General features: G+C 71.7%; 10 protein-coding genes and 1 pseudogene. 7 read left to right on the forward strand and 4 right to left on the reverse strand.

What is annotated here, in order from left to right; all coding sequences use genetic code 11:
• A pseudogene (locus ACPYN4_RS07815) lies at positions 1–356 on the forward strand (LLM class flavin-dependent oxidoreductase); the annotation flags it as partial.
• A 120-nt stretch (positions 357–476) separates the two neighbouring features.
• Complete coding sequence (locus ACPYN4_RS07820; RefSeq protein WP_239279929.1) at positions 477–785, forward strand: hypothetical protein; 309 nt, start codon at positions 477–479, stop codon at positions 783–785.
• On the opposite strand, the gene ACPYN4_RS07825 is transcribed toward ACPYN4_RS07820, so the two are convergent.
• Positions 739–2,034 carry an alpha/beta hydrolase gene (locus tag ACPYN4_RS07825; RefSeq protein WP_239279931.1) on the reverse strand — a complete coding sequence of 432 codons (1,296 nt, stop codon included), beginning with the start codon at positions 2,032–2,034 and terminating at the stop codon, positions 739–741. The genes ACPYN4_RS07820 and ACPYN4_RS07825 overlap by 47 nt on opposite strands.
• 127 nt (positions 2,035–2,161) lie before the next feature.
• Here ACPYN4_RS07825 and ACPYN4_RS07830 point away from each other — a divergent pair, with 127 nt between their 5' ends.
• The 3 genes from ACPYN4_RS07830 to cydB all read left to right on the forward strand — a co-directional run bounded on the left by ACPYN4_RS07830 (position 2,162) and on the right by cydB (position 5,386).
• A complete protein-coding gene (locus ACPYN4_RS07830; RefSeq protein ID WP_239279934.1) occupies positions 2,162–2,785 on the forward strand; it encodes an ArsR family transcriptional regulator in 624 nt (207 codons plus the stop codon).
• Between the two features lie 112 nt (positions 2,786–2,897).
• The gene (locus ACPYN4_RS07835; protein ID WP_239279936.1) at positions 2,898–4,343 is read left to right on the forward strand and encodes a cytochrome ubiquinol oxidase subunit I; all 1,446 of its coding nucleotides are present in this window, start codon (positions 2,898–2,900) and stop codon (positions 4,341–4,343) included.
• 8 nt (positions 4,344–4,351) lie between these two features.
• The gene (cydB, locus tag ACPYN4_RS07840) at positions 4,352–5,386 is read left to right on the forward strand and encodes a cytochrome d ubiquinol oxidase subunit II (RefSeq protein WP_424446056.1); all 1,035 of its coding nucleotides are present in this window, start codon (positions 4,352–4,354) and stop codon (positions 5,384–5,386) included.
• 45 nt (positions 5,387–5,431) lie between these two features.
• On the opposite strand, the gene moaA is transcribed toward cydB, so the two are convergent.
• Positions 5,432–6,571, reverse strand: coding sequence for a GTP 3',8-cyclase MoaA (gene moaA, locus ACPYN4_RS07845; protein WP_287272005.1), 1,140 nt, complete (start codon positions 6,569–6,571; stop codon positions 5,432–5,434).
• 108 nt (positions 6,572–6,679) lie between these two features.
• On the opposite strand from moaA, the gene cydD reads away from it, so the two are divergent.
• Positions 6,680–8,443, forward strand: coding sequence for a thiol reductant ABC exporter subunit CydD (cydD, locus tag ACPYN4_RS07850; protein WP_281652916.1), 1,764 nt, complete (start codon positions 6,680–6,682; stop codon positions 8,441–8,443).
• Complete coding sequence (gene cydC, locus ACPYN4_RS07855) at positions 8,440–10,140, forward strand: thiol reductant ABC exporter subunit CydC (RefSeq protein WP_287272003.1); 1,701 nt, start codon at positions 8,440–8,442, stop codon at positions 10,138–10,140. Before cydD ends, cydC begins: the two co-directional genes overlap by 4 nt.
• Positions 10,141–10,177: 37 nt before the next feature.
• Here the strand turns inward: cydC and ACPYN4_RS07860 are convergent, their stop codons facing one another.
• Positions 10,178–11,230, reverse strand: a complete 1,053-nt coding sequence (locus ACPYN4_RS07860; protein WP_287272002.1) for a sulfate/molybdate ABC transporter ATP-binding protein — start codon at positions 11,228–11,230, stop codon at positions 10,178–10,180.
• On the reverse strand, positions 11,227–12,042 hold the full coding sequence (locus ACPYN4_RS07865) for an ABC transporter permease (RefSeq protein ID WP_287272001.1): 816 nt from the start codon (positions 12,040–12,042) through the stop codon (positions 11,227–11,229). The genes ACPYN4_RS07860 and ACPYN4_RS07865 overlap by 4 nt, the downstream gene beginning before the upstream one ends.
• Between the last annotated feature and the right edge of the window lie 17 nt (positions 12,043–12,059).

Genomic DNA, 12,059 nt, shown 5'->3' on the forward strand with positions numbered 1-12,059 from the left:
ATCGCTTCCGCGCGGCGTGGCAGGAGGCCGGACACCCCGGCACACCGCGCGTGTCGGTAAGCCGCTCGGTGTTCCCCATCACGACGGCCGAAGACGAGCTGTATTTCGGACACAGTCAGGAGGGCGACGGCATCGGCTACATCGACGGCTTCCGCTCGACGTTCGGAAAGACCTACGCGGCATCCCCCGACGTCCTCGTCGAGCAGCTGCAGCAGGATGCCGCGGTCATGAGCGCCGACACCCTCATGCTCACGATCCCGTCGCAGTTGGGTGTTGCGTTCAACCTCCACATCGTCGAGGAGTTCGCAACGCACGTCGCGCCGGCCCTCGGCTGGAAGCCGAACACCGAGAAGTAGACTCCCGATCGTGCTCGGCGCGCGAGACCCCCTTCCCACACGCCCGCGGCGGATTCTCGTCGCGGGCGTGTCGGGCGCGGGCAAGACGACGTTCTGCTGGCGGCCCGCGCCGATCTGCTGGTGTGGCTCGATCTGCCCTTCGCGCGGGTGACGCTGCCGCAGGTCGTGCGGCGCACGGTGCGCCGCCGGTGGCGACGCGAGGAACTGTGGAACGGCAACGTCGAGGGGCCCCTCGCGACGTTCTTCACCGACCCCGAGCACATCGTCCGGTGGGCGTGGTCGACGCGTCACACGTACCGCGAGCGCGTGCCACAGGTCGAGGCCGACCACGAGAACCTCGTCGTGGTGCGCCTCCGCTCACACCGTGAGGTCGAAACCTGGCTCAGCCTGCAGGAGCCGCCAACCCGAGCACGGGGAAGAGCACGGTGAACCCCTCGGCGAGCCCGTCCTTCAGCGCATCTCCCGTGTGGCCGGCTCCCGGAACGTCGTAGCGCGTGACGGTCATGCCGGCCGCCCGCGCCGCCGCGGCGACCGAATCTGCCGCGGCCACATACGACGGATCGGCTGATCCCGCTGTGAACACCGCGGTCATGCCGCTGTAGGTCCCGGGCGCAGCGGCCGCCAGGATGTTGACGGGCTTGGATGCCTCGAACGCCGCCGCGTCACCGCCGTAGACCACCTTCGTGATGGTCGCGGCCTGCTCCGAACCGGGGAAAGGCTCACCGGACACATCGAGGATGTTCTTCCACAGCTGCGGCTCCTGCGCGCCGAAGGCGATGGCGCAGCCACCCCCGTTCGAGTAGCCGGCGATCGTCCAGTAGGCGGGATCGTCGATGATGTGGAGATTCTTCTTCGCCCAGTTCACGACGTCGACCGTGACGTAGGTACGGGCGTTGCCGTAGGTCGTCGAGTCCGCGCAGGCGGTGTCGTTCACCTCGGCGCCCAGCTGATCGGCGATGACGACGATCGGCGCAAGCCCGCCGTGCTTCGCGGCGAAGGTGTCGAGCACGTCGCTGATGACCGTCCCGTCGGGGCTGCCCGGGTGGCCCATCATCATCACGACGAGGGGCAACGCGGGCGCGTCCTTGACGAGCGCTGCCGGCGGCAGATAGATCCCCGCTGGGCGCGCATCGAAACCGGAGACTGTCGCCGGAATGGTTTGCGCGCCGCGGCTGCCGATCGCCGGCATCCCGGCCGGAGCGGTCCACGACTGGTAGAGCGGGACCGACGGGGCGCCGGTGGGGTCGTTGCCGGAGTCGGGCAGAACGATCGTCGAGGTGATGCCGAAAAGGCTCCCGAGGGTCGGGTTGAGTCCGAAGCGCATATTGATGCCGAGGATGCCCGCGAGGAGGAACACCACGACGGCGAAGACAGAGACCACCTTGCGCCATGCTCGTGCGCCGACGAGGCCGCCGAGGGCGAAGCCGGAGGCCGCGAAGGCCGCGGCGGTCCAGTGCCACACGAACGTCGGAGCCGCGTCGCCGAAGACGTCGGTGAGGTTCACGACCTTGTACACCGCGTAGCCGAGCACAGCGCCGCACAGAGCGGCCGCGCCCGCCCACAGAAGCGCCCGGCGCGTCCAGCGACGCACGGCGAGCACGAGGAACAGGAGAGCGGCGAGCGCGAAGACGGTCACGGGCACAGCGCCGTCCGCGATCGGCAGCCGCGTCAGATCCATGCGCCGACTCTACGGCCCGACCGCCCAGATTCCGCTGAGTCACACAGCGCGATGCATTCCTCGGCCATCACCGCGAAACGTGATCAGACCACTAGCGCGAAATGCCGAAGCCGTGAATAATAGTGGTATGACCACAGGTCGCCCGGCGGGCTACAGCGCCATTTCCAGCTACTCACGCGTCGAGATCCTGCACCTCGTGCAGCATCAGCCGCAGCGGACCGTCTCCGAGCTCGTCTCGGCTACGAAGCTCCACCCCAACACGGTGCGCGAGCACCTTCAGCGCCTCATTGACGACGGGTACGTCGTCTCCGAGACCGAACACCGCACGACGCGCGGACGCCCGCGGGTGCTCTACTCGGCAAGCGACGGCGTCACAGCGTGCAGCCCCGTTCAACGGCGCAAAGCACGGGCCGCCGCCGAGCGGGGCGATCTCATGCGCCGCGTCCTCCCGGGGTCGATCCCCGAGCTCGACACGGCCGCACTCCACCAGATCGATGCGCTCGTCGAGGACCTCGAGGGGGCGGGTTTCGATCCGCTCATCGACGAGAACGAGCTGACCGTCGAGCTCACGCCGTGCGCGCACGCGTCGTCGCAGGCATCCCATCGCGCCACGCTCTGCAGCGTGCATCTGAGCATCATGCAGAGCGTGCTGAGCTCGGCCGACGGCCCGCTTTCGGTCGACGGCATGCGCTCCTCGTGCGATCCGCGCGAGTGCATCGTGCAGCTCCTGCACGCCTCGCAGAAGGCCTGATCGACGGCGTCGAGAGGCGCCCCGGGTTATTCACGGCGCACCCGCTCCTGCGCTGGGAAGGACCTGTGTACCTTCAGTCACAAGGAAGACCCACCTCCGGGGAAGGACCGCGATGGACTTCTTGGACCCGCTCCTGCTCGCACGCTGGCAGTTCGGCCTCACCACCCTGTATCACTTCATCTTCGTGCCGCTCACGCTCGGGATGTCGTTGTTCGTCGCGATCTTCCAGACGATCTGGCACCGCACGGGCGACGTGAAGTGGCTGCACCTGACCCGGTTCTTCGGCAAGATCTTCCTCATCAACTTCGCGATGGGGATCGTCACCGGCATCGTGCAGGAGTTCCAGTTCGGCATGAACTGGTCGAGCTACAGCCGCTTCGTCGGCGACGTGTTCGGCGCTCCACTCGCGTTCGAGGGCCTCATGGCGTTCTTCTTCGAGGCGACGTTCATCGGCCTGTGGATCTTCGGCTGGAACAAGCTGCCGCGCCGCGTCCACCTCGCGACCATCTGGATCACTGTCGTGGGAACGTGGCTGTCGGCCTACTTCATCCTCGCCGCGAACGCGTTCATGCAGAACCCCAAGGGTTACCAGATGTCGACCGAGGGCCACCGCGCCGAGATGGCCGACTTCTGGCAGGTGCTGACGAACCCTGTCGCCCTCACCCAGTTCCCGCACACGATCTCCGCCGCGCTCATGTTCTCCGCGGGCGTCATGATCGCCGCGGCCGCCTGGCACCTCTCCCGAAAGCAGCACGACGAGACGATGCGACCGGCGCTGAAGTTCGGTCTGTGGGGCATGATCATCGGCTTCGTCTGCGTCTTCCTCTCCGGCGACCAGCTCGGCCTCGTCATGGTGCAGACCCAGCCCATGAAGATGGCCGCCGCCGAAGCGATGTTCAACTCCGCTTGCGGGGCGGATGCCTCCTTCTCGATCTTCTCGATCGGCACCCCGGACGGCACGGGTGAGATCTGGTCGCTGCGTGTGCCCTACGTGCTGGCCTTCCTCTCGACTCACGACTTCAACGGCTGCGTCGAGGGCATCAACGACCTCAACGCGCTCTACACCAACGAGATGTTCCCGCAGTTCGCCGACCAGGTCGGCGGCAACTTCGCGCCGATCCTGTGGGTCACTTACTGGTCGTTCCGGTGGATGATGGGCTTCGGCCTGCTCGCCACGGCGGTCGCGGTGGTGGGCCTCTGGGTCACCCGCAAGGGCGCCACGCGTCCCGTCGCCGGATGGATGTGGAAGATCGCGATCTGGCAAGCGCCGCTCGCTCTCCTCGGCATCCTCGTCGGCTGGATCTTCACCGAGATGGGCCGCCAGCCGTGGATCGTCTTCGGGCTGATGCTCACCGAAGACGGCGTCTCCCCCAACGTGCCGGGGTGGACGGTGCTCATCTCGCTCATCGCCTTCACCCTCATCTACCTCGCGCTCGCGATCGTGGAGTTCGGTCTCATCTTCAAGACGGTGCGCGAAGGCCCCGCGCCGCTGCCCGGTCCCGATGACCCCGATCCCTCCGACCTCGCGGTCGAAGAGACGCCCTCGACGGTCTACTAGGAGCTGACATGGATCTCGCAACTCTCTGGTTCTTCATCGTCGGTGTGCTCTTCGTCGGATACTTCGTCCTCGACGGGTTCGACTTCGGCGTCGGGATGTCGCTTCCCTTCCTCGGCAAGGATGAGGTCTCGCGCCGCCAGGTGATCAACACGATCGGCCCGGTGTGGGACCTCAACGAGACCTGGGTCATCGTCGCGGGCGCGTGCCTGTTCGCGGCCTTCCCGGAGTGGTACGCGACTCTCTTCAGCGGTTTCTATCTGCCGCTGCTGCTGATCCTCCTCGCCCTCATCGTCCGCGGCGTCTCCTTCGAGTACCGCCACCAGCGCGACGACATCCGCTGGAAGCGCCGCTTCGACTGGATGATCACGATCGGTTCCGCCGTTCCCGCTCTTCTCTGGGGCGTCGCGGTCGGCAACATCGTGCAGGGCGTCCCCATCGATGCCGACAAGAACTTCACCGGGACGCTGTTCACCCTGCTGAACCCGTACGGGCTGTGGGTGGGCGTCACGACGCTGCTGCTGTTCTTCCTCCACGGCGTGTACTTCGTCGGTCTCAAGACCGACGGGCAGGTGCACCACGACGCGCAGGCGCTCGGCAAGAAGCTTGCGATCCCGACCGTCGTCTTCGCCGCCGGCACCGTCGTGTGGACCATCGCGATCGCCGCCGGCCGCGAGGCGCCGCTGCTGTGGGCCGTCATCGCGTGCGGCGTGATCGCCGCCGTCGCCCTCCTGGCCTCGGTCGTCTTCAACTGGGTCGACCGCGACGGCCGCGCGTTCGCGGCGGGCGCCGTGACGATCGTGTTCGCCGTGCTGACGCTGTGGCTCGCGCTGTACCCGTACGTCATGCCCGCCTCCAACGACCCGGCGAACAGCCTGACGATCGAGAACGCCTCCTCGACGCAGATGACGCTCGAGATCATGAGCTGGGCGGCGCTCGTCTTCCTCCCGCTCGTGCTGGCCTACCAGGCGTGGACCTACTGGATCTTCCGCAAGCGGATCACCCGCGCCGTCATCGAGGAGGCGGAGGTCGCCGAGGTGCACTGACCCTGGCGCGGGCGCGGTGCCGGAGCGCGAGCTCCGCGCGGCGCCCTATCCGCCGATGGCGTTCATGCCGCGGGCGGGCTGCAGGAACGACGGATCGTCGATCGCGTGGCCGGGCAGCTTGCCCGCGACACATGCCCGAAGCACGGCATCCACGGCCGCGTCCGTCCGTGCATCCGCCGCGATCCCGGCGTCAACCTCGGCTCCGGCATCCGCCGCGGCCCCGGCGTCCGTCCCGCGCAGCACGGGCAGCAGGTCGTACTCCCCCGTCGAGAACAGGCAGTTGCGCAGCTGGCCGTCGGCCGTGAGGCGCAGCCGGTCGCACTGCCCGCAGAACGGGGCGGTCACCGACGCGATGACCCCGACCGTCGCGGGGCCGCCGTCGAGCGCCCACCTCTCGGCGGGCGCGCCGCCGCGTCCGGGCACGGGGGTCAGCGTCCAGCGGGCGCCGAGCGCGTCGAGGATCTCGCTGCGGGTGACCATCGAAGCCCGGTCCCAGGTGTGACCGGCATCCAGCGGCATCTGCTCGATGAACCGCAGCTGCGCGTCGTGTGCGAGCGCGAACTCGACGAGCTCGACGAGATGGTCGTCGTTGACGCCGCGCATCGCGACGGCGTTGAGTTTGAGGGGGCGCAGGTCGGATGCCGCGGCGGCGGCGATCCCGTCGAGCACATCGTGCAGGCGGTCACGGCGCGTGAGCGCACGGAACCGGTCGCGGTCGAGCGTGTCGATCGAGATGTTGAGGCGCCGCAGCCCCGCCGCCTGCAGCGGGCCGAGGAGCTCGGCGAGGCGGATGCCGTTGGTCGTCATCGCGAGGTCGATCCGCGCACCGCCGGGCGTGCGGATCGCGGCCAGACGCCGCACGACTTCGACGATGTCGGGGCGCAGCAGGGGCTCGCCGCCGGTCAGGCGGAACGTCGTCACGCCGGAGGCCGCGGCGACGCGTGCGACGCGCTCGATCTCGTCGAGGGTGAGGATGCTGGTGCGCGCAAGCCACTCGTTGCCCTGCTCGGGCATGCAGTACGTGCACCGCAGCGAGCAGCGGTCGGTGAGCGAGATGCGCAGGTCGCGGTGCACGCGGCCGAATCTGTCGACGAGCGGATCGCCCGGCCGCCCCGTCTCGTCCGGCGCACTCGCGCGCGGGCTCGGCCGGCGGGGCCGGGTGAGCACGACGGGAACGGCGACCATGACCCCGAGGCTACCCGCCGGGGTCCGCGCCGCCCACCCGGCAGACCGTGGGTATTCACGGCCCTCGCGGCCCCCGCGACCACCCGCGGGATCTGCGAGGATCGAAGGATGCCGGATGCCGACCCCACGCCCACGCGCACGCGCATGCGCCCGGTCGACCCGAGGTTGCTGCGCTATGCGACGGCGTCGCGAGGGTTCTTCGTCGCGATCGCGGCGATCGGCGTCGCGCAGACCCTCGTCATCGTGGCGTTCGCGTGGCTCGTCACGCGCGCGATCACCGGCGTGATCGACGGCACCCCGGCCGCCGAGCTCACCGGCATCCTCACCGCACTGGCCGGCGTGATCGTGCTCCGCGCGGCGCTGCTGTGGGCGCGCGAGATCGTCTGCGCCCGAGCATCCGCCCGCGTAGAGGCGCAGCTGCGGGCGCAGCTGGTCACGGCGATCGCCGCCCTCGGGCCGGAGTGGCTCGCCCAGCGCAACACGGCACGGCTCGCGGTCATCGCCGGGCGCGGTCTCGAGGTGCTCGACGCGTACTTCGCGCGCTACCTGCCGCAGCTCGTGCTGACGGTCATCGCGACGCCGATTCTCGTCGCCGTGATGTGGTGGCAGGACTGGATCTCGGGCCTCACGGTCATCCTCACGATCCCGCTCATCCCCCTGTTCATGGTGCTCATCGGCCTCGCCACGCGCGCCGTGCAGAACGCGCAGTGGCAGACCCTCGGCCGGCTGGCGGCGCGCTTCGCCGACACCGTGCGGGGGCTGTCGACGCTGAAGCTGTTCAGCCGGCAGTACCGCGCCGTGTCGTCGATCGAGAAGGTCACCGCGTCGTATCGACGCGAGACCATGCGGGTGCTGCGGGTCTCCTTCCTCTCCGGCTTCGCGCTCGAGCTGCTCGCCTCGATCTCCGTCGCGATCGTCGCCGTCTCGATCGGGTTCCGGCTCATCGACGGGTCGCTCACGCTCGCCGTCGGCCTGTTCGTCCTGCTGCTGGCGCCGGAGGCCTACCTGCCGCTGCGCCAGGTCGGCGTGCAGTTCCACGCCGCCGCGGAGGGCGTCGCCGCGACCGACGACGTCTTCGCGGTCCTCGACGCGGCAGCCGAAGCGGTGCCGAAGACGGATGCCGCGGAGGGCACGGCGGGATCGGTGACGGATGCCGCGGAGGGCACGGCGGGATCGGTGACGGATGCCGCGGATACGCCGACCGTCGTCGTGCACGGGCTGCGCGTCCGCCGCGACGAGCGACTGCTGCCGGCGGTGTCGTTCACGGCCGAGCCGGGGACCGTCACCCTCATCGAGGGGCCGAGCGGCAGCGGCAAGACCAGCGTGCTCGCCGCCCTGCGCGGCGCCGCCGGGTTCGAGGGCACCGCGACCGTCGCCGGACGGGACGTCCGCGCGCTCGCGCCGTCCGCGTGGCTCGCGTGGGCGGGACAGCAGCCCGGTCTCATCGCGGGCACCATCGAGGACAACGTGCGCCTCGGCGACCCCGCGACCGGACCGGTCGGCGGCGACGGGGCCGATGCGGACGTCGCGGGCCCCCGAGCGCTCGCGCGCCGCGCCCTGCACCTCTCCCAGGCGGCGGGGCTCGACCCGGCGACCGAACTCGGCGTGCAGGGGGCCGGGCTCTCCGGCGGACAGGCGCAGCGGGTCGCCGTCGCCCGCGCGATCTACCGGCACCTGAGCGGTCACGCGCCCGTCATCGCGCTCGACGAGCCGAGCGCCGCGCTGGATGCCGCGACCGAGCAGGGCCTGTGGCGCGCCGTCCGCACCCTCGCCGACGACGGCGCGACCGTCCTGCTCGTCTCGCACCGCCCCACCGCCCGCGCGATCGCCGACACGATCGTCTCGCTGCAGCCCGCGGAGGTGACCGCGTGAGCGCATCCGCCGACACGTCGGGGTCGCCCACCGCGATCCTCCGCCGGGCGATGCCGCCCTGGCGCCGGTTCTGGCCGGGAGCCGCGAGCGGCTTCCTGTCCGAGGCGTCCGCCGTCGCCCTCCTCGCCTGCAGCGCCTGGCTCATCGTGTTCGCGAGCGAGCAGCCGCCGGTCCTGTTCCTCGGCACCGCCGTCGTCGGCGTCCGCGCGTTCGCCCTCAGCCGCGCGGCCTTCCGCTACGCCGAGCGCCTCGCGAGCCACGACGCGGCCCTGCGGCAACTCGCCACGACGCGCACCGACCTCGTCCGCCGGCTCATTCCGCTCGCCCCCGACGGGCTCACCCGCACGCGCCGCGGCTCGGTGCTCGGCGCCCTCGTCGACGACGTGGACGAGCTGCAGAACCTGCCGCTGCGGGTTGTGCTGCCGCTCGTGTCGTCCGCGAGCGTCGCGCTCGGTGCCGTCGTGCTGATCGCGTTCGTGTGGTGGCCGGCCGCGCTCACGCTGCTCGCGTGCCTCGTCGTCGCGGGCGTCATCGCGACCGGCTGGGGCTGGGCCGCGGGCTCGCGCGCCGAACGGTCGATCGCCCCGCTGCGCGCGCGGCTGGCCGACGCCGTGCTCGACCATCTCGGCAGCCTCGACGTCCTCGTGGCCTACGGCGCCGAGCCGACGGCGCGCGAGCGGATCCGCAGCGCCGACGCGGCGCTCCGCCGCGCTGTGGTCCGACGCGCCGCAGCGCAGGCCGGCACCACCGCACTCGTCTCGCTGCTGGCCGGTGTCGCCTCGGTGCTCGCGGTCCTCGCCGCCGCACCCGCCGTCGGCGACGGGACCCTCACCGCACCCGCGTTCGCGGTCGCGGTGCTCGTGCCGATGGCCGTCTTCGAGGTGTTCACCGCCGTGCCGCTGGCCGCGTCGTCGTGGCGCCAGGTGCGTGCCGCGGCCGAGCGCATCGCGGCATCCGTCCCCGACGAGATCCCCGCCGAGCTTCCGGCGGAGGCGACCGAGCCCTCCGCCGTCGCCGCGCCCCTGACCTCCGCCGACGGCGCCGGTCTGCGGCTGCGCGGCGTCTCCGCGCGCTGGCCCGGTGCCGCGGCACCGGCGCTCCACGGCATCGACCTCGACGTGCGCCCCGGCGAGCGCCTGCTCGTCGTCGGATCCAGCGGCGCGGGAAAGACGACACTCGCCCACGTGCTCGTCCGCTTCCTGGAGCCCGCGACGGGGACATATTCCCTCGGCGGCACGGACGTCCGTGAGCTGTCTGCCGACGCCGTCCGGCGCACCGTCGGCCTCTGCGAGCAGCAGCCGATGCTGTTCGACGAGGACATCCGGCAGAACCTCCTGTTCGCGCGCGACACGGCGACGGATGCCGAGCTCGAAGCCGTCCTGGCGCGGGTGGGCCTGGGCGCCTGGCTGCGCGAGCGCGGGGGCCTCGATGCCCGCGTCGGCGAGCGCGGGGCGCTCGTCTCGGGCGGTCAGGCGCAGCGGATCGCGCTGGCCCGCGGCATCCTGCGCGCCTTCCCGGTGCTCGTTCTCGACGAGCCGACCGCGGGCGTGGATCCTGCGGCCTCCGACGCCCTGCTCACCGACCTGCTCGGCGCCGTCGGACCCGATCAGGCGGTCGTGCTCATTTCGCATGTGACGGTGCCGGCGGGTCTCGTCGACCGGACCGTGCGGCTGGAAGACGGCTCGGCCGCGTCGTGAGCGCTCGCGGGCCGGGCGGCGCGGTTCGCGTGCCGTCTCACTCCGCGACGATCCGCACGGCGGCGAGGTCCACCCGCATCCGGATCTCACCACCCGCCGCGATGCTCCGCTCGGCAACCGTCGCGACCGGCACATCCACGGCGACCTCGGGGCCGGTCGTCACCACCCGGACGCCCGCGACCGTCGGCTCCAGCCGCGCGACGCGCGCGCGCCACGCACCGGCGACGGATGCCGCTTCCCGCGGGTCGGCGAGGCGCACAGCGCCGGGCGGCAGGTAGGCGACGGCGCTCCCCTCGGCCACACCTCCCGCCGGCACGGCGAGCGCACCCGCCTGCCACACGCCGCCCGCGACGGTGCCGGTGACCCGGCCGACGCCCGCGATCATCGCGCCGAACGCCGTGGCGGGGGTCGTCAGCACATCGCGGATCGGCCCGTCCTGCGACACCCGCCCGCCCTCCAGCACGACGAGCCGCGACGCGAGCGCTACGGCGTCGACGGCACTGTGGGTCACCATGACGACGGTCGTCGTGCCCGCGGCCGGCAGCTGTGTCGCGAGCAGGGCGCGGATGCCGGCGCCGGTCTCGACATCGAGGGCCGTGAGCGGCTCGTCGAGCAGCAGCACCTCGGGCCGCGTCGCGAGCGCGCGCGCCAGCGCGACGCGCTGCTGCTGACCGCCGGACAGCTCCCGAGGCGCGTGGCCGGCGTGGTCGGCGAGGCCGGTCCGGGCCAGCCACTCCTCGGCCTCTGCGCGCGCCTGCCCGCGGCGGACCCCGCGGCGCCGCAATCCGAAGGCGACATTGTCGCGCGCGGTGAGGTGCGGGAACAGGTGCGGCTCCTGCCCGAGCAGCACGACACCCCGGCGTTGCGGCGCGACCTGCCGTTCGGGCGTGGACACGTCGCGGCCGCCCACTCGCACGTGTCCCTCGCGGGAGCGCAGCAGCCCCGAGACCACCGCCAGGAGGGTGGACTTGCCGGCGCCGCTCGGACCCATGACGGCGATGACCTCGCCGCCGGCGACGGTGACCGCGGCATCCAGGACGAACCCGCGCCGCCGCACGACGACGTGCGCGTCGAGCGCCGCGCCGGTCACCGTCCGACCGCCGCGCTCGATGGTCCCGGTCGCCAGGCGCGCACGAGCAGCAGCACCGCGACGGCGGTGATCAGCAGGAGGAGCGACAGCGCCACCGCCGTCCCCTGCGAGACGCCCGCGCCGTTGAAGGCGGTGTAGATCGCGAGGGGCATCGTCTGGGTGAGGCCGGGGGCGTTGCCGGCGAACAGGGCCGTCGCGCCGAACTCACCGACCGCGCGCGCGAAGCACAGCACGATGCCGGCCAGCAGTCCCGGCGCCGCGAGCGGCAGCGTCACCCGCCAGAGGATCCGCCACCGTCCCGCGCCGAGCGCCGCGGCGGCCTGTTCGTAGCCGACGCCGGTGGCCCGCAGCGACCCCTCGAGCGCGAGCACGAGGAACGGCAGCGCGACGAAGGCCTGCGCGATGACGACGGCCGCTGTTGTGAACGGCACCTGGATGCCGACCTCGCCGAGCAGCCGGCCGAGCCACCCGTTGCGGCCGAGCAGGAACAGCAGCGCGACGCCGCCGACCATCGGCGGCAGGACGAGCGGCACCGTCACGACGGCACGCAGCAGTGCCGCGACGCGCGCGCCGGACCGGGCGATGAGCAGGGCCAGCGGCACGCCGAGCACGGCGCACACCACGGTGGCGATCGCGGCGGTCACCACCGACAGTCCGAGCGCCGACAGCGCCGCCGGCGAGGTCACGTCGGCCCAGAGTGTCGACCAGTCCACACGGCCGACGAGAGCGGTGAGCGGCACGACGAGCAGGGCGAGACCCAGCACGGCAGGCACCACCAGCACCTGCGGCACGAACCCCCGCCGCTCGCTCATCGGCTCGCCATGCCGCC

This window comes from Microbacterium sp. CH-015, from assembly GCF_049707015.1.
GTDB classification, from domain to species: domain Bacteria; phylum Actinomycetota; class Actinomycetes; order Actinomycetales; family Microbacteriaceae; genus Microbacterium; species Microbacterium aurum.